Here is a 21,997-nt window from a genome sequence, read left to right as displayed (position 1 = left end):
CAAATAATATTTTCCATAAATTACAAATTTTTTAAGAAGGCAAAAATATGTTTGATGAAAAAATAATCAATACTATGACAGATAAAGTAAATGAATTAATTGAAAAGTATAACGAAGTTTGCGAAGCCAATGAGGCTTTAAGAAATGAGCTTGTAAGCGTTAAAGCACAAAATGAAGCAAAAAGTAATCAAATCATGCGTTTAGAAGAAGAACTTAAATCTCGCAATATAGAAAGCGAAGATATTTATAAGAAAATAGAGGCTGTTCTTGGCAGATAATCTAAAACAAGTCATTGTTAATGTTAATGCAAAAGATTTCATTGTTAAGTGCAGTGAAGAATTTGCAAATTTTTTAGAAGATGATATCGCTTTGATTTCAGGGGGTACTAAAAAAATAGAACTTAAACGCTTTGTAGATGCGTTTGTTAAAAAAAGTTATGAAAATTATATTCTAGAAAGAGAACTTAAGAAACTAATAAAAGCAATCAATGAAGAACTCCCGACAAAATGAATAAAGCTTTTACTCTGCTTGAGCTTGTTTTTGTGATTTTGATTTTGGGAATTTTTTCAAGCTTATCTTTATCTTTTATCAATACTACAAAAGATGAGGTTAAAATTTTAAAATTAAAAATGGACTATGAAATGCTAAGCTCAGCTCTTGCTTTAATGCGTAGTCAAATGAGACTTAAAAATTTAAATTTTCCAGAAATTTTAGATAATGCGCAAAACAATCAAGCCAAAGAAAAACTCTTTTATTGTTTAAATGATTGTGATTATTCTTTGCTTGATACACCTATTTATTCTGATTTTAAATCTTGGATAAAAATAGGTAAAAATCACTATAGATTTGCATTAAATGCTAAAGAGATGGTTGAATTTATTTATGATTCTAAAGAAGGTTTGTTAAAGTGTATAGGAAGTTCTAGATGCAAAGATCTGATATAAGATATTATGAACTTGCAATTTGTGGTTTGTATTTGGATAATTTAACTTTTCATAGTTTTGATGAAATCAAACCTTTAACACAGGTATTAGTGGATTTAAAATCTAAAAAAAATCTTAAAGCCATCGTACTTAAAGAATGTCAAAAACCTGATTTTAAAACTATAGAAATTAAAGAAATTACAAAGTATTTTCTAACTCCTTTGCAACTTGAATTGGCAAATTTTATTGTTTATTATTATGCTTCAAAACTTGGTTTTGTTTTGGGCTTTTTCGAAACTAGTCCTAAGTATGAATGTCAAAAAATGTTTTTTAAAGATACCCCTAAGCTAAGCAATCAACAACAAAATGCCTTAAGTTTCCTTCAAAAAGAAAATAATTCTTTGCTTTTTGCTGACACAGGTAGTGGTAAGACTGAAATTTATATTTCTTTAATAAAAGAGTGTTTAGAACAGGGTAAGCAAGCTTTACTTTTGATGCCAGAAATCGCACTTACTCCACAAATGCAAAAGCGTTTAGAAGTATATTTTAAGGATAATTTTTTCCTGTGGCATTCTAAAATTTCAAAGAAAAAAAAGCAAGAATATTTAGAGTGTTTTTGCAAGGGAGAAGTGCTTTTAGTAGCGGGTGCAAGATCGGCTTTGTTTTTACCTTTTAGAAATTTAGGACTTATTGTAGTAGATGAAGAACACGATAATTCTTATAAGGCTTCTAACCAGCCTTTTATCAATGCAAGAGATTTAGCACTTTTTTTGGGTCAAAAAAATAATATTAAAGTGGTTTTAGGTTCTGCAACCCCATCTTTAACGAGCTTTTATAAACAAAAAAGTTTTAGACTAAAAGGAACTTTTTTTGAGAGTAAAAAACATTTTTTATATGATGAAAATGAGCTCAGTATAACACCTATGCTTTTAAGCGAATTAGAAAAAAGTTTAAAACATCAAAAACAAGCTATAGTGTTTTTACCTACAAGGGCTAATTTTAGGCAAATCATTTGCAAGGATTGTGGAGAAACGATAAAATGTCCTTTTTGTTCTATTGCTATGAGTATGCATAAAAAGAAAAATATTTTAAAATGTCATTATTGTAATTATACTTCTTTAATAGAGCAAAATTGTCCAAGTTGCAAAGGAGAAATGTTAGAAGCTAGAAAAATTGGGACTGCTGAACTTTTAGAGCTTTTGCAAAATGCTTTGCCTTTAGCAAAAATAGCAAAATTTGATAGCGATGAAATCACAAGCGTTAAAAAGCTTAATACTATTTTAAAAAACTTTAATGAAAATAAGATCGATATACTTATTGGCACTTCTATGCTTGCTAAAGGACATGATTATCATAGTGTGGATTTGAGTGTGATTTTAGGGCTTGATGAATATTTGTTGCGTCCTAGTTTTAGAGCGAGTGAAGAAACTTTAGCTTTAGCTATGCAAGTTGCAGGCAGGGCAGGGCGTAAAGGCGAAGCAAGGGTACTTTTGCAAACAAAAAATAGAGCTTTTTTTGAAAGGTATATAGAGAATTATGATGCTTTTTTAAAAGATGAGTTAGAAAATAGAAAAGATCTTTACCCCCCATTTAAACGCCTTTTAAGAGTTCTTATAGAAGATAAAGATCAAAAAAGTGCACAAAAACTTTGTGAAAAATTTGCTTCTCAGTTTAGAAATATCAAACAGGTAGAATTGGTAGGCTATGGAATTTGTGGAGTTGAAATGCTGTATGGAAAATATCGTTTTTATTTGTTGCTTAGAAGTGAAAATCATAAAGCTTTAGTGGCAATTGAAAATTATATTTTGCAATTTAAAAATGCAAGTGCGGATATTGATCCTATTGATTTTGTGTAAGTGATATGATTATTTATCTTTGTATATTTTTTCAAATTCTTTATAATATTTCCAAGAATCAATAATATGAGGATGTGTTTGTTTTAAATGATTTAGTTCATTTTCAAATATATTAAAAAAAGTGTAAATAAGTGATTTATTTTTTATAAAATAATCTATTACATCTTTTTCTTTCATCATTTTTGATTCTGTTTCATCTATGGTTATTTTAATTTGATATAAAAAATCATACAAATAATGTTTAATTGTTGAAAATAAAAGATTATTTTGTTCTAATTGCTTAAAATCATTTTTATCAATATATACACCCATATCATTACATAGGTCGTTTTTTATAATTTCTTGTATTATGTCTATTTTTTCATGATTGATATGTTTTCTGTCTAAAATTATGGGAATGCTAGAAGTTCTATCAATATTGAAATTTTTATTATTTTTAGGAGTATTAAGATAAAAGGTGTTATTAATATCTTTAGAATTTGCATAAAGTGTAATAGGAAAAAGATAGCGAATATAACCTCTAAATTCTTTAATTTTAAATAAATCTAATTTATCTTTATGGGGGGGGGTAAAATTAAAATTTATAGCAAGTAAATTCATGGTATCGAAGGCCTTTGATTGGCGGATTTCTTCCATATCAAGATAGTATACATTGTCTTTGTTAAAATATTTTAATAAATAAGAGATGATAAAAACTCCTTGTTGTAGTTCATTTATATCGATTTTAATTTTATGATTTTGATGAATAAGATAGTTGATGTAATAACGCCAATCATAAGTTAGATTAAATTCAGGGGGATAGTTTCTTAAAACTTTACTCCAATCTCTTCCCCAGCTATGCTTTAAAAGTCCTATTGGATCTCGAACTCCGCAAATAATCTTAGAATTAAAATCTAATAAAGATAGATATTTATCAAAATAAGGTAGATTAATTTCTGATATATTAATAGCATATTGAGCAATTGTATTATCATTTAGACACATGTAATTAATACAATATCTCTCTTTGCTATCAGGTGGTAAAACCCAGGAGGCAAAACAAGTTACATCGCAACATTGATTAAGGTATCTTAAAAATGCTGCTGCTCCAACGCCATGTGGAGAAATATAGATAAATTTATAGTGTTTAGGTAGGGGTAAATTTAAATCCCAAGCTAATTCTGCGCAATGTCGACTAGAATCTATTTCTATAAAATTAGGATTGATTAAAGGCGGATAAGGATGTTTTGTTGATAAATATCTATCCCTAAATTCGTTAGAATTGAGCCAAGTGCAAATTGTTTCAATATTTTTCAAAACAAAGGTAAAAAATTTTTCATTATTCGAATTTTTTAAAGCTTGTAAAAGAATTTGAGCTAGGGTTGGAGTTAGGTTATTTTTTATATAGAGTAAAAGATTTTGCATATAACCTCTTTTAATTGTATTTAATTTATATATAATTCATAAATATTTAAATGTCATGAAATTTAAATATATTATCAAAAATAAACTTTAATTAAAGCAATAAAAAGTTAAAATTTGATATTAAAATTTTTCAAAGAGTGAAGTTATGGAGTATAAAAGATTTAAAACCAGACAAATCAAAGTAGGAAATGTTTTAATAGGCGGTGATGCACCCATTTCAGTTCAATCTATGCTTTTTACTAAAACAAGAGATATAGAAGGTTCTTTAGAACAAATCAATCGTCTTTATTTTGCAGGAGCAAACATAGTGCGTTTGGCGTGCTTGGATATGGCTGATGCAAGGGCTTTAAAAGAGATTAAAGCTAAAAGTCCTCTACCTTTAATCGTAGATATTCATTTTAATCATAATTTGGCTGTATATTGTGCTGAATTTATCGATGGCGTGCGTATAAATCCTGGCAATATAGGCTCTAAAGAAAATATTAAAGAAGTGGTAAAAGCATGTAAAGAACGGGGTATCCCTATACGCATCGGTGTAAATCACGGCTCCATAGAAAAACAATTTAGTGATAAATTTGGTTATGGTGTCGATGCCATGCTAGAAAGTGCGATGTATAATATCAAGCTTTTAGAGGATTTAGACTTTTTTGATATTAAAATTTCCATGAAGACTTCAGATGCTCAAAAAACTATAGAAGCTTATGAGAGATTAAGACCGCTTTGTGATTATCCTTTTCACTTAGGGGTAACTGAAGCAGGAACTAAATTTCATAGCACTGTAAAAAGTTCTATAGCTTTAGGAAATTTACTTCTTAAAGGTATAGGCGATACTATGCGTGTTTCTATGACGGGTGAGCTTGAAGAAGAAATTCGTGTAGCAAGAGCAATTTTGCAAGATAGCGGAGTACAAAAAAGCGGAGTAAATATTATTTCATGTCCAACTTGCGGTAGGATTCAAAGTGATTTGTTAAGTGCGATTAAAATCGTAGAGGAAAAAACCAAGCATATAAAAGAACCTTTAAACATCAGTGTCATGGGTTGTGTGGTAAATGCTTTAGGCGAAGCTAAGGGCGCTGATGTGGCTATAGCCTTTGGGAAAAATCAAGGACTTGTCATAAGACATGGTGAAGTTGTAGCTAAATTAAAAGAAAGTGAACTTGTAGATAGATTTTTAGCTGAAGTTGAAGATGAGGTTAAAAGCAGGGCTGTAAAAGAATAAAAGCCTAAAAGCAAGGTTTAACCTTGCTTTTAGAATGGCCATATCGCTTCTATAACTTTACTACCCCAAGGTTTTCTTGTGCTTCTATCCACTTCTCCTTCTGTTTTATATAGAATTTTAGCATCTGCTATATATTTACTATCTATAGTATTGTCTTGACCGATGTCATAAGGACGAATAACACCGCTTAATTGTATGATCTGCTTCTCTCCGTTGATTAAAAGCTCTCTTGAACCTTCGATAAAATAATTACCATTTGATAAAATTTTAATTACACGTGTTGAAATTGTAGTATTGAAACTTTCATTTCTACTTTGTGAGCCTGTTCCTGTGTAATTGTTTGAACTATTGGTTTGAAAGCCTATATTAGAATAAGCATTGACTTTATTAAGAGCATTAGCTACCACTCCTGAACTTCCTGTTAAAGCACCTCCGCCTAAATTTGAGGTATTAGTTCTACTTGTTGCTTTATTAGCTTGTGTGCTTTGAGTGGTACTTTCTTGTATAACAACTGTAACTAAATCATTTACATTCATAGCTTTTTTATCTGAAAATAAAGGATTATCCCCTTTGCCAAAAAGCGATCCTGGTGCACTTTCTACATTATTGCTTTGTTTTGGTGCAAGTTCTTCTACATAAGCAGGTGGTTTCATTGAAATTTGCGGATCAACCGTTGCAGAACAACCAAAAAATGCAAACGGTAACACATAAAATAAAACTTTTTTCATTTTCGTCCTTTAAAATATGAATTTTTATTTTTCTTTGTTAAAATTAGAAAAAGCAAAGAGTGTTCCACATTTATAAATTCAAGGAGAAAATGATGGCAAATCTTTATTTGATGAGATCTAGAAGTGATGAGTTAAATACTATTATTAGTACAAATTTGCTTAAAAATTATAGCAAAATTTACAAAAATATCGCAATTTATTGCCCTGTAATATACATACATCGCGTCCCTGTTTTACAAGGTTGGTTGGAAGAATTTAATATCAATCAAACTGTAAAAAGCGCCTATGGTTTTACCTTTAGAGAAGCAATGGAGGAATTTAGCAAAGATCCTCATAATTTTTTTAATGTTATTTTAGAAGAATACGAAGAGTTAAAACGCAAATACGATTTTGTGCTTGTAAATAGTTTTTGCGAATTTGGAATACTTGATGGATTTGATCTTAGTATAAAATTAGCTAAAAATCTTAATACCCCTATCGCTGCTATTATTAACGATGAAGATAAACTTATAGCTCAAAAATATTTCGATCATGCCCTAGATGGTCGTAATTATGTTTTGATTAATGAAAATTTTAATTTTGAAGAAGTGCAAAAGCTTGAAGAGTATGATTTTATAACTCCGCATCGTTTTAAATATGAATTGATTAAACAAAGCGTAAAAAATAAAAAAACTGTTGTTTTACCAGAAAGTAATGATGAGAGAATTTTAAAAGCTGCTGAAATTTTATTAAAAAGTAAAGTTGTTGATCTTATTTTATTGGGCGATGAAGAAAAAATCAAACAAGATGCTACTAGATTAAGTCTTGATTTAAGTGCTATGCAAATTATGAATCCACTTAATTCAGAATATAATCAAGAATTTACTTCTATTCTTTATGAAGCAAGAAAATCTAAAGGCATGAGTTTAGAAGAGGCTAAGATGCTAGTTCAGGATAAAACTTATTTTGGAACTTTGCTTATACATACTGGAAAAGCTGATGCTATGGTTAGTGGAGCATCAACTACTACAGCTGAAACGATTCGCCCAGCATTACAGCTTATTAAAACCAAAGAAGGTATTAGTTCCGTTTCAGGAATTTTCTTTATGGGGCTTGAAGATCAAGTTTTAGCTTTTGCTGATTGTGCTGTAAATCCAAGTCCAACTGCCGAACAGCTTGCAACTAGTGCTTATGTAAGTGCTATGACTGCTAAATCTTTTGGACTTGAACCAAGAATAGCTTTGCTTTCTTATTCTAGTGGTGATAGCGGTAAAGGAGAAAGCGTAGATCTTGTAAAAGAAGCATTAAAGATTGCTAAAGAAAAATATCCTGAGTTGAATATAGATGGTCCTATGCAGTTTGACTGCGCTTATGATCCAAAAACTGCAGCAAAGAAAATGCCAAATTCTAAGATAGCAGGTCATGCAAATGTGTATATTTTTCCTGATCTTAACGCAGCAAATATTTGTTACAAAGCAGTTCAAAGAACTGCTAATGCTTTAGCAATCGGTCCTATTTTGCAAGGTCTTAAAAAACCTGTTAATGATTTAAGTCGTGGATGTTTGGTAGATGATATTGTAGATACTGTAATTTTAAGTGCAATACAAGCTCAATAGAAAGGAATGATAAATGAAAATTTTAGTTTTAAATTCAGGTTCTTCATCGATTAAATTTAAATTTTTTGATAATAAAGTCGTTAAAGCGAGTGGCTTAGTAGAGAAAATTGGAGAGCAAAATTCAAAGGTTGTATTAAAAAATACTTTAAATAATGAAAGTTTTGAAAGAGAATTAACAATAAATAATCACGAAGAAGGCCTTAGTATAGTTAATGAGCTTTTTAAAGAATCAGGAATTTTAGCAGATTTAAATGCGCTTGATGGCTGCGGTCATCGTATAGTTCATGGGGGAAGAAATTTAAGCGAGCATTGTTTAGTAGATGACTATGTTCTTAAAGAGATAGATAGGGTTAGTATTTTTGCTCCTTTGCATAATCCTGCGCATTTAGCAGGTATAAAAACAATGATCAAAGCTGCACCTAGTGTTGCTAATGCAGCTATTTTTGATACAGCTTTTCATCGCACTATACCTGATTTTGCTTATATGTATGCTTTGCCTTATGATTTTTATGATAAGCATAATATTAGAAGATATGGTTTTCATGGGACTTCTCATGCTTATGTTAGTTCTAGAGCGGCAAAATTTCTTCAAAAAGATCAAAATGAATTAAATGTCATCTCTGCTCATCTTGGAAATGGTGCAAGTGTATGTGCTATAGAAAAAGGTAAGAGTATGGATACTTCTATGGGCTTTACTCCGCTTGAAGGACTTATTATGGGAACGCGTTGTGGAGATATAGATCCTGCTATTTTACCTTTTATTAGTCATCTTAAGGGTTTAACTATAGAAGAAATAGATACTCTAATGAATAAAAAAAGCGGAGTATATGGAATTTGTGGTTATAATGATTTTAGAGATATAGAAAGAGAGATAGAACAAGGTAATGATAAAGCACGCTTGGCTCTTGATATGTTTTGTTATCGTCTTGTAAAATACATAGGAGCTTATTTCGCTATATTACCAAAAACCGATGCTATTATTTTTACTGGTGGTATAGGAGAAAATGATAGTTTGGTTCGACAAAAAGTATGCGAGAGATTAGCTCATCTTGGTATCGAGTTAGATTTTGAACTTAACAAACAAAGGATTTCAGGCGAAAGAATGATAAATCATGTAAATTCTAAAGTTAAAGTGCTTGTTATTCCTACAGATGAAGAATTAGAAATCGCTAGAATTACAGAAGAATTAATAAGCAATTGAAAGAGGTTTATATTTAGTAAAAATTAATTTTGTTTAGATAAAATTTTAATTAAAAAATAAAGCATGGATTATGAAAAAATTTAAAGAATTTAGCCTTCGTTTTTTATTTAAAGTATCAGAACAACCTGTTTTAGTGAAGGATTTATTAGAGGCAAATGCACTTTTTAATGACGGTATGCTTGTAGATCCTTCTAAGCTAAATTTTAATTTCAAAATTCTAAATTCTTATATTTATTTTGGTGTTTTTTGTGCTGTGGTTTTGTTGCCATTGCTTTTAATTACTCATTATTTTTTAACAAAACTTGACTTTCATATAAGCATAGTGAGTGCTGTTATGGTTACTGCTTGTGTATTTATAGGATATGATATTTTTAAAGTTTATACTCGTAAAATAATCTCAAAAAAAATAATACAAAAAGCCTGGGCTTTGCATTTCCCTTATTTTGCTTATGAAAAATACTCTATAATGGCAGGTGAAATTTATAAGGAAGCCTTAAAAGAAGAAATTCCAAAAGCAAATTTAGAGCAGTATGTTTTAGATAAGATTATTCATTCTAGATAATCTAAAATTTGATTTTGAAATCGCATATTTTCAAGTCTTCTTTTTAAGTCTTTATTTTCTTCGTTTAAAACACTTTCTTCTGTTCTTAATGTAGCAATTTCTCTACTAAGATAATAAATTTGATTTCTGATATAAATTTGTGGAGCAAATAAAAATAACGCAAAACTAACAAGTAAAGCCGCAAAAAGAAGATGATTGAAATTTAGGTTTCTATCTTCTTTGGTGGCATTAGAGAAGCCTTCTAGTAAAACATTTTTTGCCTTTTGAGCATCTTCATCATTTTGTTGTTTTTCTTGAGCTTGATTAGATGATTTTGGAAGTTCTTGTTTATTTTCTTGTGGTGTTATTTTTTTTTGTAAATTTTCCAAACTTTGTTTAATATCGGGTTGTTTTTTAATATCAGATCGTTTTTCTATAGTTTGAGAATTTTGTATCTTAGGTTCAGTTTTTTGAATTTTTTCTATAGATTTTATAGATTCTTTTTTTTCTTTTTTATCTTGGATAGGGTTTTGATCATTTTTTGTTTGAATTTTTGGTTTGGTTTGAATATTTTTTATCTCGTTTATTTTTTTTCTTCCAAACGAAAAAATCTTTTTAGTTTTTTTATTTTCTTCTTTTTTCCTTTCTTTCATTTTGGAAAAAAATTTTTTAGCAAGAGATTGCTTTTCTTCTAATTTAACATTGATCAGATCTTCTTTTAAATATATATTTGATTTTTTAGTATGTTTTGACTCATACTCTTCATCGAGTTCTTCTAAGAATTTATTAGGAGTCTTTTTTTTAAAACGACGTCTTAAAATATCATCGCTAGAAATTTCATCTCTTAAATCATCATCAAGCGGTTTGCCTTGATTTATGGCGCGAGAAAATTTCAGCATTTTTTGGCGTATGTTTTGGCGTTCTTTTATAAAATCATCTTCTAGCATTATTTATTGTCCAAATTATTAAAATAAAAAGCCCGCATTTTAGCACAACTAGAGCGAGAATTTTTTAAAAGTTCTTCCTTGCTTGCACTTATAGCTTTTTTGGTTATTATTTGCCCTAGGCTATGGTTATTTCCACATTCGCAACGCATTATTTTTTCATCACAAATGCAGTTTTTTGACCATTTTTTGAAAAAATTTTTTACTATTCTATCTTCCAAAGAATGAAAACTAATGATTGCTAAAATGCAATTTTTTGGTTTTAAATTTTCTAAACGCCCAAGAAAATCTTTAAGCACTTTAAGTTCTTGATTTACTTCTATTCTAATGGCTTGAAATGCTAAAGTGGCTTTGGAAATTTTTCTATGATTTTGTTTGCCTTTTCCTATGATTTGATAAAGTTCCTTGGCGCTTTTGATTGGATTTTTACTTCTTTCTAGGCAAATTTTTTCAGCAATAAAATGTGCATCGTGCAATTCTCCATAATCTTTAAAAATGGAAGTTAATTGCTCTTTTGTATAAGTATTAATAATCTCATAAGCCGATATTTTGGAGTTTTGATTCATTCTCATATCCAAAAAGTCAGAATTTACACTAAAACCTCTTTCGTTATTATCGAGTTGAAATGAAGAAACTCCAATGTCTGCTAAAATACCTCTTAATTCTTCTTTATGTGAAATTTTTTCTAAAACTTCACTAAAATTACTTTGTACAAAAGTTATCCTATTGTGAAAATCTTTAAGACGTTTTTTAGAAAATTCTAAAGCTTGTTGATCTTGATCACAAGCAATGAATTTAAGATCAGGATGATTTTTAAGCAAAGCTTCACTATGTCCGCCAAATCCTAAAGTGCAGTCTAAAAAATAACCTGTTTTAAGATTTTTAAAAATCTCTTGAACTTCATTAAGCAAAACTGGGATATGAGGAATTTCCAAAATCAATCCTAATAAATTTTTATAAACTATAATTATAACTAAATTTCATTGTAAAAATCATAAAATTTAAAGAACAAATATTTTTTGGTAAAAATTTTATAATTAAACTCCACTTAAACACTTCTACGATACAATATCTAGTCTAAATTTAATCAAGGAATGATATGCTTACTTGGATGCAACATCACAAAAAATATCTTGTTGTTACTATATGGGTTAGTACTATAGCTTTTGTTGGCGCCGGCTTTTTAGGTTGGGGTGCTTATGATTTTAATCTCAATAGAAGTTCGAGTGTTGCAACCGTAGGAAATGAAAAGATAGGTTTTAGCGAATTTGATACTAGATATAGACAAATTTTAAGTTATTATAATCAAATTAGCAACGGTGCTTTAACTCCAGAAAATGCTGAGCAACTAGGCATTAAAAATATAGCTTTAAGCTCCCTTGTTGAAGATAAGCTTTTGTTAAATTTTGCCAAAGATTTGGGTATTGGCGTAAACGAGAATGAAATTTTACAAAAACTTGCAAATACTAGAGAATTTCAAGATCCTACAGGGGATTTTAACAAAACAATTTATTATGAACTTTTAAATGCCAATAATTTAACTCCAAAAGATTATGAAACACAACTTGCAAATGAAGTAATTACCGATAAACTTAATCAAATTTTTAATATTCCTAGCAAAGATGAAGAATTAAAAATGTTAGCTTCTAGTTATTTCATGCAAGATGCTTTAAGTATTGCAAAAATTGATTATGACAAAAAAAATATTAAGATTAATGAAGAGGATTTAAAAAAGCTTTGGGATGAACATAAAGAAGATTATAAAACTAAAAAAATATATGAAATTTCAACTTATTTTTTGTCAGTTAGCAATGAGAAAATTGACGACAAAGAATTAGAAAAATTTTATAATCAAGATGAAAATAAACTAAAATATAAAGATTTTGCAGGTAAAGTGATGGATTTTCAGTCTGCTAAAAATGAAGTTGCTAAAGATTACGCCTTAATGCAACTAAAGAATGTGGCTAATGCTAAATTTTTAGATTTAAAAAACGGGAAAGATAATTTTCAAAAAGATCAAAATATTAGTGAATCTGATGTTTATTATCCAATTGATCTTTTGAATAAAGCTAAAAATGGAGATGTTTTACGACCAGCACCTTATAATAACGGATATATCATAGTTAAACTAAATAAAGTAGATCCTATAAGAAATAAAACTTTTGAAGAAGCTAGAGAAGAAGTTTTACCTATGTATTTAAGCGAACAAGCTAGAAAAAATTTAGAAGAAAAAGCTAAAAATAGTTTAGTAAATTTTAAAGGCGATGATATAGGCTTTGTAAGTCGAGATAGTTCTCGCGAGAGTGTAAAGCTTAGTGATAAGATATTAAATGATTCTGAATTTGCTTATTTTTTGATGAATGTATTTAATACCGATCAAAATAGTTCTTATGTGATCATTAATGACAATAAAGCAATATTATATAAAATAAATAAACAAAAATTAGATATGAACTCCGATAAATTTGAACAATACAAAACTATGCTTGAACAAAATTTGCGAAATTTAAAAGCAAATGAGCTTAAGCAAGAACTTGTTGATGAACTTAAAAAGATATATCCGATAAAAATTTATTATAAAGGGAATTGATTTTGAATATATTAGGAATTGACTTAGGCTCAACCCAGACTTGTGCCATTATTGCTCAAAAAGATGAAGATGGATTAAAAATTATTGGTTTTTCCAAGTCGAAAACCAACGGGGTTAAAAAAGGTGCCATTACCAATATAGAGCTTGCTTCTAAATCTATTGAAGAAGCTGTTAGAAGTGCTGAGATGATGAGCGGAGTTCATTATGATAAGGTTGTGGTGTCTATATCAGGTGCTTATACTAAAAGCGTTGATAGCATAGGTGTTGTTAATATTCCAAATCATGAAATAGGCATTAAAGAAATTCATCGTGCTGTAAGTACAGCTAAGCATACTGCCAATCTACCAAGTGGTTATGAAATTATCCATGTTTTGCCTTATAATTTTAAGGTTAATGATCTTGAACATGTTGATGATCCTTTGGGAATGAGTGGCAATCGTTTAGAAGTTTCAACCCATATAGTGATTTCACAAGAATCTCATATTAAAAATCTTAAGAAAGCAGTTGAATTAGCTGATTTAAGAGTGGATAATATAGTTCTTTCAGGATATGCTTCAGCTATAGCTTGTTTAGATGATAGCGAAAAGGAATTAGGTGCTGTTTTGATTGATATGGGTGGAGCGATTTGTGATATGGTTGTTCATACTGGAAATTCAATTAGATATAATGATTGTTTGCAAATTGGCTCGATTAATATCACCCAAGATTTATCAATGGCATTGCATACACCTTTAAAAGAAGCAGAAAAAATCAAGCTTAGTTATGCAGCTCTTTCACAACAGCCTAATACCCTTATACAAATTCCTTCAATGGGTGATGAAAGAAAGGTTAATGAAGTTTCTTTGGATATTATTTCAAACGTAATTTATGCAAGAGCGGAAGAAACTTTGATGATTTTGGCAAAAATCTTAAGTGATAATCGTTATGCCAATGCTATAGGCGGTGGAGTTGTTTTAACAGGTGGAATGACTAAGTTAGCAGGTATTGATGAGCTAGCTCCTGCAACATTTGATAATCGCTCAGTTAGACTAGCTACTGCAAGAAAAGATTTGATTACTGGTTTTAGTGAAATTTTTAATGATCCTGAAAATACTTGTGCTATAGGACTTTGTTTATATGGAGCGGGGTATTTTACGCCTTATGAACTTGATTCTAATGAAAAATTAAGATATAAAGGGGAAATTGAAAATTTTAATCGTCAAATTAAACAAGATATTGTTTTGCAAAAAGATGCAGAAAGTGAAATAAAATCTGATTTTTTTGATGAAAATTTGCAAGAAAATGATACAATTGCAATACAAGAACAATTAGATTTTAAAGAGCCAAAAGAAAAAAAACCTAGCGTTTTTTCAAATATCTGGCATAAAATTATGAATCAATTTTAACAAGGAGAAATTTTTATGAGTGAATTTTTAGTAGAAGAAATGCAACATAATAAAGGTGCAAAAATTAAGGTTATAGGCTGCGGTGGCGGTGGCGGTAATATGATCAACCATATGGTTAAAATGGGATTAAATGATCTTGATTTAATTGCAGCAAATACTGATGCACAAGCTATTTCAATTTCATTAGCAAAAACTAAAATTCAACTTGGCGAGAAAAAAACTAAAGGTTTAGGTGCTGGTATGCTTCCTGAAGTAGGTGCAGAAAGTGCTAGAGAAAGTTTTGAAGAAATAAAAGCAAGTCTTAGTCAAAGTGATATTGTATTTATTGCTTCAGGTTTTGGTGGAGGTACTGGAACGGGTGCAACTCCAGTTATTGCACAAGCAGCTAAAGAGATTGGAGCTTTAACTGTTTCTGTTGTAACTATGCCTTTTGCATTCGAAGGAAAACAAAGAAAAAAACTTGCTGAAAGCGGTCTCCTTGAGCTTAAAAAAGAAAGTGATTCTATTCTTGTAATTCAAAATGAAAAATTATTGAGCATTATTGATAAAAAAGCAGGCATTAAAGATGCTTTTAGATTGGTTGATGATATTTTAGCTCGTGCTGTAAAAGGTATGGTGTCTATCTTGCTTGATAATGGAGATATTAATGTTGACTTTGCGGATGTAAGAACCATCATGAGTCATCGCGGACTCGCACTTATGGGTGTTGGTAGTGCTAGTGGTGAAAATGCTATAGAAGAGGCTCTTTCAAACGCTATAGAATCTCCTTTGCTTGATGGAATGGATATTAAAGGTGCCAAGGGAGTTATTTTACATTTTAAAACAAGTTCTAATTGCTCTTTGTTTGAAATTTCAGCAGCAGCAAATAGTATACAAGAAATTGTTGATGAAAATGCTAAGATTATTTTTGGTTCTACCACAGATGATAGCATGGAAGATAGAGTTGAAGTGACTATTATTGCGACAGGGTTTGAAGATAAAGATACAGTAGCTAAAAAATCTACCGAAGAAGCTCAAGCTTCTAAGAAAAATCCTTATTTAAGTCTTAAAAAGGTAAGCGGTGGTTACGATGAAGAGATAATGGCGCAAATTGAAACACCAACTTTCTTGCGTCGTCAAATGGATTAAAATTGATTTTTAAAGCAAGATTGAGTCAAATCTTGCTTTTTATAGTTTAAAATTCTCTCCTAATAATCTTTCAAATATTTATTTTTCTTTGTTTTTAAAAGTTGGAACACTCTTTGCTTTTATAGCTATAAAATCTTAATTTTATAGGTGAAAATATGCAAAATGGATATTATCAAGCAACTGGCGGAATGGTAACTCAGTTTAATAAACTTGATGTGATTACTAATAATCTTGCCAATATTAATACAAGCGGATACAAAAGAGATGATGTGGTTATTGCAGGTTTTAAAAGGATTTTTAAAGAAACTCAGGATGAGTTGCCTATAGAAAATCACACAAGAGATGCATCTCGTTTTGTAAATACTACAATAGATGGAATCCCACAAGTTTCTCAAGAATATACGGATTTTAGCCTAGGTTTTTTAAAGGCCACAAACAATCCTTTGGATTTGGCAATGACTAGAGAAGATGCTTTTTATTTGGTTCAAACCAAAGATGGAGAAGTAAGATTAACTAAAGATGGAAATTTTCAACTTGATGATGAGGGTTATTTGGTAAATAAGCAAGGATACAAGGTATTAAGTAGTGATTATTTTAATAATCCTCAGAATGCTGGCATACGCATTCCTAATGGTGCTGTTCAAATTAGCGTTGATAAAAACGGAAGCATTGAGGTTGATGGAGCTCAAAATGCAAGATTATTTGTAGCACAAGTAGATGATATAAGAGCTTTGCAAAAAGATGGGGATAATGTCTATAAAATAGATGATCTAACCCGCATTAGAGATTTGGAAAACTCCAATGCTATTCGCCAAGGTTTTTCTCAGGGATCAAATGTTAATCCAGTTACTGAAATGGTAGGACTGATTGAAGCAAACAGAATGGTAGAAATGTATCAAAAAGTTATGACAGCTCATATGGATGACTTAAATCAAGAAGCTATCAATAAGCTTGCAACTGTTAAATAATTTAAAATAAAATAAAAAAGGATTGAAAATGATGAGATCACTTCATACTGCTGCTACGGGAATGGTAGCGCAGCAAACACAAATTGATGTTACTTCAAATAATATCGCCAATGTTAATACAGCAGGTTTTAAGAAAAGTCGCGCAGAATTTGCTGATCTTATGTATCAAGTTATGAAGTATGCAGGAACTTCAACTTCAGCTACTACTCTTTCTCCTTCGGGTATAGAAGTGGGTGTGGGTGTGCGTCCAACAGCGGTAACTAAAGTTTTTACTGAAGGAAATTTAAAATCAACAAGTACTGATGGTCTTGATATGGCTATTGCAGGTAATGGGTTTTTTCAAATACAACTTCCTGATGGCACTATAGGATATACTAGAAATGGGCAATTTACAAAAGATAATGAAGGCAATATTGTAAATTCAGATGGTTATAGACTTTTACCTGAAATGACAATACCTGAAGGCGCAACAGCAATTAATGTTGCTACAGATGGAACCGTTTCTGTAATGCTACCAGGGGAGCAACAAGAAACTCAAATTGGCCAAGTGGAGCTAGTTCAGTTTATAAATCCAGCGGGTCTTCATTCTATGGGTGATAATCTTTATCTTGAAACAGGAGCAAGTGGTGCACCTGTTGCGGGTATAGCAGGACAAGATGGACTTGGAACAATAAGACATGGATTTATAGAACTTAGTAATGTTCAGCTTGTTGAAGAAATGACAGATCTTATCACAGGACAAAGGGCTTATGAAGCGGGTTCTAAGGCAATTACAACAAGTGATGATATGCTAGGAATTGTAAATCAGCTTAAGCGATAGTTGATATAAAATAAATAATTTTTAATTCTTTTTTAGTTTAATGGCGTGTTAAACGCCATTAAATTTTTAGCAAGAGTAGCAAGTTTTAAATTCATAAGCAGTTGGACGAGCTTCTACTGGCCAAACTTGTGTTTCAAATTTTAAATGCTGATAGTCATCGATAAAAATATCGCTCATTACAGGTTTTAAATAAGAATTATGTCGGATTAAAGCTTCTAAACTTCCTCTTAGAGTATGTGGTAATTGCTCTATCCCTTTTTCACGTATTTCATCCAGAGTAAGATCAAATAAATTTTCATCCATAGGACCTACAGGAATGGTTTTATTTTTGATTCCATCAAGACCTGCCATTAAAAGACTAACAAAAGCTAAATAAGGATTAGCAGTGCTATCAGGGAAGCGAATTTCTATACGAGCTGAATTTTTACCTATGCCATAAGGAACGCGACAACTTGCTGATCTGTTTTGACAAGAATAAGTTAAAATACAAGGAGCTTCAAAGCCAGGAACTATTCTTTTGTAAGAGTTGGAACTTGGATTTGTAAAAGCTGCAACACTTCTAGCATTTTTTAAAATTCCACCTATATAATTTATAGCAGTTTGACTAAGTCCACTGTATCCATCTTTATCGTAAAATAAATTTACTCCATCTTTCCATAAGCTCATATGAACATGCATACCATTGCCATTATCTCCGTATAAAGGTTTTGGCATAAAAGTGGCAGTTTTGCCATTTAAATGAGCTACCATTTTTACAACATATTTATAAATTTGAACATTGTCAGCTGCTTCTACAAGCGTGCCAAAATTTACTCCTATTTCAGCTTGTCCTTGTGCAACTTCATGATGATGAACAAAAGTTTTAAGACCTACTTTTTCAAGGGTTTGAACCATTTCAGAACGAATATCTACTAAAGAATCAATTGGCTGAACTGGAAAATATCCACCTTTGTTTCTTGGCCTGTGTCCAGTATTGTAGCTATCGGTAAATTCTCTATCATCATTCCACTCTCCTTCTTCGGTATCAACTTCATACTTAGAACAATGAGTAGTATCAACTATTTTTACACTATCAAAAACAAAGAATTCATTTTCTGGTCCAAAGTAAGCAGTATCAGCTATGCCACTATTTTTAAGGTGTTCCATTGCTTTTTTTGCTATGCTTCTTGGACATTTTTCATACATTTGTCCTTTGTAAATATCATACACATCACAAAATACTATGATAGTAGGATCAGCCGTAAAAGGATCTAAAAAAGCACTTTGAGCATCAGGTTTTAAAATCATATCTGATTTTTCTATAGGTTGCCATCCATGGATTGAGCTTCCATCAAATGGAATGCCAGTTTGAAATGTTTCTTCATTGATTGCATGAAGATTATAGGTAATATGATGCCAAGTTCCTATCATATCTGTAAAACGAAAATCAACAAAAAGCACTTCATTTTGTTTGCAAAATTTGAAAAAATCATCTATATTATTAACAAATTTTCCCATATTTTTACTCCTTTATGTAATTAAATTTATAAAATTATATCATAAAATTTTTAATTAAGATTTAATTAATATATTTTTTTTAATAAATTTAAAAATTTAATTTAAAAAGATTAAAAAATAAAAATTTATATTTTTGTTTTAGATAAAATTGATTATAATTTTAAGCAATTATTGAAAATCTAGATTTAAAAAAGGGAAAAAAATGACTCAAGAAGAGCTTGATGCTTTGATGAATGGTGATGTTGATCTTGATTCAGAGACAGAAGCAGAGGTAAAAACCGAAGAATCGAATACCGAAGAAGATGCTTTGATGTTAGAAGATGTCAAAATAGCCGATTACAAACCTAATCCTAGTGTAGTATGGCCACCACCCCCACCAAATCAGGAGCATAAAGTTGTACATCAGTTAGATGATGTTACAAAAGATAGCGAGCTTAAAGCAACGGAAATGATGGATAAGCTTGAAAGTATTAATAATTTTTTTGCGGATTCTGAAAGTTTACTCAAAGAAATAAATAAAGCAATAGAAAAAAATATTGATATTTTTTCTAAACTTAATGAAAAATTTCCTAATGTGGAAAGTTTCAGTGAAGTTTTAGAATTAAACAATCAAGCTAAAAAAAGTTCTAAGGAGATTGTCGGAAATCTTCAAAGCGGACAAGATGAAGTGATGATGGCAATGGATGCAATGCAGTATCAAGATATACATCGTCAAAAAATCGAACGTGTTATTAATGTAATGCGTGCTTTAAGCCGTTATATGAGTTCTTTATTTGAAGGTAAAATTGATGATAAAAAACGTGTAAGTTCTGCAGTGCATATTGAAGGTGATAGTACTGCTGATGTTGTAAGTAATGATGATATAGAAGCTTTAATTGCAAGTTTAGGGCAAAAATGATCATTCCTGAAATAGTAGCTCCTGCAGGAAATTTCACAAAATTAAAAATTGCTTTAGCTTATGGTGCAGATGCGGTTTATGCAGGTGTGAATAATTTTTCTTTAAGATCACGCACTGCAAGAGAATTTAATTATGAAAGTTTTGAAGAAGCTATCAAATATACTCATGAGCGTGGTAAGAAAATTTATGTTACTTTAAATGGTTTTCATTTGAGTTTTCAAATTGAAGGTTTAAAAAGACATATTTTAAAATTGCGTGAGATGAAACCTGATGCTTTTATCGTAGCTTCTGTTGGCGCTATGCGTCTTGTTAAAGAGCTTGCACCTGAAATTTCTTTACATGTTTCTACTCAGGCAAATATTTTAAATTATTTAGATGCTCAAGTTTATAAGGATATGGGTGCTAAAAGGGTTGTAATTGCGAGAGAATTAGGACTTAAAGATGCTAAAGCTTTAAAAGAAAATTGCGATATTGAACTTGAAGCTTTTGTGCATGGTTCTATGTGTTTTGCTTATTCAGGGCGTTGTTTAATAAGCTCTGTGCAAAGTGGAAGAATGAGCAATCGTGGATCTTGTGCAAATGATTGCAGATTTAATTATGAGCTTTATGCTAAAAATCCAGAAAATGGTACTTTATTTCGTTTAGAAGAAGATGAAAATGGTACTCATGTGTTTAATTCTAAGGATTTAAATCTTTGTTCTTATATAGAAAAAATCATGCAAGAAAATTGTATCAGTGCTTTTAAAATAGAAGGGCGTACTAAAAGCGAATATTATGTTGCGCTTACAACAAGGACTTATAAAATGGCCATACAAGATGCTTTAGAGGGTAAATTTGAGTCAAGTAAGTATGAAAAAGAGATTGCTACACTTAAAAATCGTGGTTTTACAGATGGCTATCTTGTTTCGCGTCCTTTGGAAAAAACCGACACGCAAAATCATAATACAAGCATAGAAGAAGGTTCTCATCAAGTGCATGCTATAAGCGAAGATGGAAGCTTTTTTAAATGTAAAGGGAAAATCGTTTTAAACACGCCTTATGAAATTTTAGCCCCTTTAGGCGATGTGATTCAAACTTGCGATAATGAACTAGGTAAAATTTATCAAAAAGAGGATAAATATTTTATAGAGTTTAAAAAACTCATTGCTAAAAACAATAAAGAATTTAGCGAAATTCATAGTGGCAATGAACATGAAATCCAATTACCAAATAAAATCAGTGCATTAAGTTTTTTAAGAAAGGAAATATAGATGAATTTTGTTTCTATTTTAATGGGAAGCAAGAGTGATTATGAGACTATGAAAGAGGCTATTAAAACTTTAGAAAGTTTTGGGGTAAAGTATGAACTTATCATCTCATCAGCTCATCGTAGTCCAAAAAGAACAAAAGAGTATATTGCAAATGCTGAAGAAAAAGGTGCGAAAGTTTTTATAGCAGCAGCTGGAATGGCAGCGCATTTAGCTGGAGCTGTTGCAGCTTATACAACAAAACCTGTTTTGGGAGTGCCTATGTCAGGAAGCAATCTTGCAAGTATGGATTCTTTATTTTCTACGGTGCAAATGCCTAGTGGAATTCCTGTAGGAACTTTAGCTATTGGTAAGGCTGGAGCGATCAATGCTGCTTATTTGGCTATGCAAATTTTAGCTATTTATGATGTTGATTTAGCACAAAAGCTTAAAGAAGATCGTCTTGAAAAAGAAAAAAAACTTGTATCTGATTCAAAAGAAGTAGAAGTTTTATTATAAGGGATAAAAATGCAAACCTATCTTGAACTTGAAGAATTTTGTAAACTTGTGCATTTAAATGAAGATGTGGTTAAGGGTATGATGGCCAATGGGGCTTTAAATTTTAAAGAAGAAGAGGGTAAAATTTACATCGAAGCTCATCAAGGTACTTTTAGTGTAGTACCTAGTTCTGCAAAATCTCAAACTGCAATGGTAAATTCAATGACTTTAGCAGGAGAAAGTTTTGTTGAAAAAACAATAGGAACTATTTTAAATTTGCATGAAAAAGTTTTAGATGCTAAAGATGAAACACTTGAAGCATTAAAAAATGAGAATAAATTTTTAAAAGACGCTCTTTATTCTATGCAAGAACTTTATGATGAAGATAGAAAAACTATAGAAACCTTAAACAATGAGCTAAAACATGCGCGTGAAGAGATAGAATTTCTCAAGCGTAAATATAAATTAATGTGGAGTAAAACCGCAGAAATTTTTGGAGCTAAGACAGAGCCTGATTTGGAAATGAATAAAAATTTAGAAAAACCTATTGAAAATATGGAGCAATAAAGAGAGATA

Annotated in this window: 22 protein-coding genes; 17 read left to right on the top strand and 5 right to left on the bottom strand. The window is 30.5% G+C overall.

Annotated features, from left to right (window positions below):
- The first annotated feature begins 47 nt into the window (after positions 1-47).
- The 4 genes from AJN56_RS01860 to AJN56_RS01845 are packed head-to-tail and all read left to right on the top strand — an operon-like array spanning position 48 to position 2,779.
- Positions 48-278 (top strand): hypothetical protein, encoded by a 231-nt coding sequence (locus AJN56_RS01860; RefSeq protein ID WP_002852327.1) that lies wholly within the window; start codon positions 48-50, stop codon positions 276-278.
- Positions 268-510, top strand: coding sequence for a hypothetical protein (locus AJN56_RS01855; RefSeq protein WP_002854947.1), 243 nt, complete (start codon positions 268-270; stop codon positions 508-510). Before AJN56_RS01860 ends, AJN56_RS01855 begins: the two co-directional genes overlap by 11 nt.
- Entirely contained in the window at positions 507-944 is a 438-nt protein-coding gene (locus AJN56_RS01850) for a type II secretion system protein (RefSeq protein ID WP_002868845.1), read from the top strand. The genes AJN56_RS01855 and AJN56_RS01850 overlap by 4 nt, the downstream gene beginning before the upstream one ends.
- Positions 926-2,779: a primosomal protein N' gene (locus tag AJN56_RS01845; protein ID WP_002859601.1), complete on the top strand. Its 1,854-nt coding sequence runs from the start codon at positions 926-928 to the stop codon at positions 2,777-2,779. The genes AJN56_RS01850 and AJN56_RS01845 overlap by 19 nt, the downstream gene beginning before the upstream one ends.
- Positions 2,780-2,788: 9 nt before the next feature.
- On the opposite strand, the gene AJN56_RS01840 is transcribed toward AJN56_RS01845, so the two are convergent.
- The gene (locus AJN56_RS01840; protein WP_002868843.1) at positions 2,789-4,183 is read right to left on the bottom strand and encodes a DUF2972 domain-containing protein; all 1,395 of its coding nucleotides are present in this window, start codon (positions 4,181-4,183) and stop codon (positions 2,789-2,791) included.
- Between the two features lie 145 nt (positions 4,184-4,328).
- On the opposite strand from AJN56_RS01840, the gene ispG reads away from it, so the two are divergent.
- The gene (gene ispG / locus AJN56_RS01835) at positions 4,329-5,402 is read left to right on the top strand and encodes a flavodoxin-dependent (E)-4-hydroxy-3-methylbut-2-enyl-diphosphate synthase (protein WP_002854766.1); all 1,074 of its coding nucleotides are present in this window, start codon (positions 4,329-4,331) and stop codon (positions 5,400-5,402) included.
- Between the two features lie 29 nt (positions 5,403-5,431).
- Here ispG and flgH read toward each other — a convergent pair whose 3' ends face one another.
- Complete coding sequence (gene flgH / locus AJN56_RS01830; protein WP_002864738.1) at positions 5,432-6,130, bottom strand: flagellar basal body L-ring protein FlgH; 699 nt, start codon at positions 6,128-6,130, stop codon at positions 5,432-5,434.
- Positions 6,131-6,219: 89 nt separating this feature from the next.
- Between flgH and pta the strand changes: the two genes are divergently transcribed.
- The 3 genes from pta (at position 6,220) to AJN56_RS01815 (ending at position 9,488) form a co-directional block, all read left to right on the top strand.
- Complete coding sequence (pta, locus tag AJN56_RS01825; RefSeq protein WP_079263991.1) at positions 6,220-7,725, top strand: phosphate acetyltransferase; 1,506 nt, start codon at positions 6,220-6,222, stop codon at positions 7,723-7,725.
- Positions 7,726-7,738: 13 nt separating this feature from the next.
- Positions 7,739-8,926 (top strand): acetate kinase, encoded by a 1,188-nt coding sequence (locus AJN56_RS01820; protein WP_002868841.1) that lies wholly within the window; start codon positions 7,739-7,741, stop codon positions 8,924-8,926.
- Between the two features lie 70 nt (positions 8,927-8,996).
- A complete protein-coding gene (locus AJN56_RS01815) occupies positions 8,997-9,488 on the top strand; it encodes a hypothetical protein (RefSeq protein WP_002857178.1) in 492 nt (163 codons plus the stop codon).
- On the opposite strand, the gene AJN56_RS01810 is transcribed toward AJN56_RS01815, so the two are convergent.
- Both AJN56_RS01810 and rsmH read right to left on the bottom strand, forming a co-directional pair.
- The gene (locus tag AJN56_RS01810) at positions 9,476-10,414 is read right to left on the bottom strand and encodes a hypothetical protein (RefSeq protein WP_002854858.1); all 939 of its coding nucleotides are present in this window, start codon (positions 10,412-10,414) and stop codon (positions 9,476-9,478) included. The genes AJN56_RS01815 and AJN56_RS01810 overlap by 13 nt on opposite strands.
- Entirely contained in the window at positions 10,414-11,352 is a 939-nt protein-coding gene (rsmH, locus tag AJN56_RS01805; protein ID WP_079263990.1) for a 16S rRNA (cytosine(1402)-N(4))-methyltransferase RsmH, read from the bottom strand. Before rsmH ends, AJN56_RS01810 begins: the two co-directional genes overlap by 1 nt.
- 158 nt (positions 11,353-11,510) lie before the next feature.
- On the opposite strand from rsmH, the gene AJN56_RS01800 reads away from it, so the two are divergent.
- The 5 genes from AJN56_RS01800 (at position 11,511) to flgG (ending at position 17,302) form a co-directional block, all read left to right on the top strand.
- A complete protein-coding gene (locus AJN56_RS01800) occupies positions 11,511-13,001 on the top strand; it encodes a peptidylprolyl isomerase (RefSeq protein WP_009882372.1) in 1,491 nt (496 codons plus the stop codon).
- Entirely contained in the window at positions 12,998-14,386 is a 1,389-nt protein-coding gene (gene ftsA, locus AJN56_RS01795; protein ID WP_010790823.1) for a cell division protein FtsA, read from the top strand. Before AJN56_RS01800 ends, ftsA begins: the two co-directional genes overlap by 4 nt.
- A gap of 15 nt (positions 14,387-14,401) precedes the next feature.
- Positions 14,402-15,514 carry a cell division protein FtsZ gene (gene ftsZ, locus AJN56_RS01790; protein ID WP_002852071.1) on the top strand — a complete coding sequence of 371 codons (1,113 nt, stop codon included), beginning with the start codon at positions 14,402-14,404 and terminating at the stop codon, positions 15,512-15,514.
- 155 nt (positions 15,515-15,669) lie between these two features.
- Complete coding sequence (locus AJN56_RS01785; protein ID WP_002868838.1) at positions 15,670-16,482, top strand: flagellar hook-basal body protein; 813 nt, start codon at positions 15,670-15,672, stop codon at positions 16,480-16,482.
- Positions 16,483-16,510: 28 nt separating this feature from the next.
- Positions 16,511-17,302 carry a flagellar basal-body rod protein FlgG gene (gene flgG / locus AJN56_RS01780; RefSeq protein ID WP_002852142.1) on the top strand — a complete coding sequence of 264 codons (792 nt, stop codon included), beginning with the start codon at positions 16,511-16,513 and terminating at the stop codon, positions 17,300-17,302.
- 66 nt (positions 17,303-17,368) lie between these two features.
- Here the strand turns inward: flgG and glnA are convergent, their stop codons facing one another.
- Entirely contained in the window at positions 17,369-18,799 is a 1,431-nt protein-coding gene (gene glnA, locus AJN56_RS01775; RefSeq protein ID WP_002854995.1) for a type I glutamate--ammonia ligase, read from the bottom strand.
- 202 nt (positions 18,800-19,001) lie between these two features.
- On the opposite strand from glnA, the gene AJN56_RS01770 reads away from it, so the two are divergent.
- From AJN56_RS01770 to AJN56_RS01755, 4 genes are read left to right on the top strand one after another with little or no spacing between them, the layout of a single operon-like run.
- Positions 19,002-19,697: a hypothetical protein gene (locus tag AJN56_RS01770; RefSeq protein WP_002858514.1), complete on the top strand. Its 696-nt coding sequence runs from the start codon at positions 19,002-19,004 to the stop codon at positions 19,695-19,697.
- Entirely contained in the window at positions 19,694-20,947 is a 1,254-nt protein-coding gene (locus AJN56_RS01765) for a peptidase U32 family protein (protein ID WP_002869033.1), read from the top strand. The genes AJN56_RS01770 and AJN56_RS01765 overlap by 4 nt, the downstream gene beginning before the upstream one ends.
- Positions 20,948-21,442: a 5-(carboxyamino)imidazole ribonucleotide mutase gene (gene purE / locus AJN56_RS01760; protein WP_070246367.1), complete on the top strand. Its 495-nt coding sequence runs from the start codon at positions 20,948-20,950 to the stop codon at positions 21,440-21,442.
- Positions 21,443-21,451: 9 nt separating this feature from the next.
- Complete coding sequence (locus tag AJN56_RS01755) at positions 21,452-21,988, top strand: DUF3972 domain-containing protein (protein WP_002852251.1); 537 nt, start codon at positions 21,452-21,454, stop codon at positions 21,986-21,988.
- Positions 21,989-21,997 lie beyond the last annotated feature (9 nt).

Source organism: Campylobacter sp. BCW_4319, assembly GCF_001764435.1.
GTDB lineage: Bacteria > Campylobacterota > Campylobacteria > Campylobacterales > Campylobacteraceae > Campylobacter_D > Campylobacter_D jejuni.
This window is presented reverse-complemented; position numbering and strand designations above follow the sequence as displayed.

Bases quoted from the DNA above. Each gene is read 5' to 3' on its own strand.
- AJN56_RS01860 (WP_002852327.1), top strand. From the start codon at position 48: ATGTTTGATGAAAAAATAATCAATACTATGACAGATAAAGTAAATGAA.
- AJN56_RS01850 (WP_002868845.1), top strand. From the start codon at position 507: ATGAATAAAGCTTTTACTCTGCTTGAGCTTGTTTTTGTGATTTTGATT.
- AJN56_RS01845 (WP_002859601.1), top strand. From the start codon at position 926: ATGCAAAGATCTGATATAAGATATTATGAACTTGCAATTTGTGGTTTG.
- AJN56_RS01840 (WP_002868843.1), bottom strand. From the start codon at position 4,183: ATGCAAAATCTTTTACTCTATATAAAAAATAACCTAACTCCAACCCTA.
- ispG (WP_002854766.1), top strand. From the start codon at position 4,329: ATGGAGTATAAAAGATTTAAAACCAGACAAATCAAAGTAGGAAATGTT.
- flgH (WP_002864738.1), bottom strand. From the start codon at position 6,130: ATGAAAAAAGTTTTATTTTATGTGTTACCGTTTGCATTTTTTGGTTGT.
- pta (WP_079263991.1), top strand. From the start codon at position 6,220: ATGATGGCAAATCTTTATTTGATGAGATCTAGAAGTGATGAGTTAAAT.
- AJN56_RS01820 (WP_002868841.1), top strand. From the start codon at position 7,739: ATGAAAATTTTAGTTTTAAATTCAGGTTCTTCATCGATTAAATTTAAA.
- AJN56_RS01815 (WP_002857178.1), top strand. From the start codon at position 8,997: ATGAAAAAATTTAAAGAATTTAGCCTTCGTTTTTTATTTAAAGTATCA.
- AJN56_RS01810 (WP_002854858.1), bottom strand. From the start codon at position 10,414: ATGCTAGAAGATGATTTTATAAAAGAACGCCAAAACATACGCCAAAAA.
- AJN56_RS01800 (WP_009882372.1), top strand. From the start codon at position 11,511: ATGCTTACTTGGATGCAACATCACAAAAAATATCTTGTTGTTACTATA.
- ftsZ (WP_002852071.1), top strand. From the start codon at position 14,402: ATGAGTGAATTTTTAGTAGAAGAAATGCAACATAATAAAGGTGCAAAA.
- AJN56_RS01785 (WP_002868838.1), top strand. From the start codon at position 15,670: ATGCAAAATGGATATTATCAAGCAACTGGCGGAATGGTAACTCAGTTT.
- flgG (WP_002852142.1), top strand. From the start codon at position 16,511: ATGATGAGATCACTTCATACTGCTGCTACGGGAATGGTAGCGCAGCAA.
- glnA (WP_002854995.1), bottom strand. From the start codon at position 18,799: ATGGGAAAATTTGTTAATAATATAGATGATTTTTTCAAATTTTGCAAA.
- AJN56_RS01770 (WP_002858514.1), top strand. From the start codon at position 19,002: ATGACTCAAGAAGAGCTTGATGCTTTGATGAATGGTGATGTTGATCTT.
- AJN56_RS01765 (WP_002869033.1), top strand. From the start codon at position 19,694: ATGATCATTCCTGAAATAGTAGCTCCTGCAGGAAATTTCACAAAATTA.
- purE (WP_070246367.1), top strand. From the start codon at position 20,948: ATGAATTTTGTTTCTATTTTAATGGGAAGCAAGAGTGATTATGAGACT.
- AJN56_RS01755 (WP_002852251.1), top strand. From the start codon at position 21,452: ATGCAAACCTATCTTGAACTTGAAGAATTTTGTAAACTTGTGCATTTA.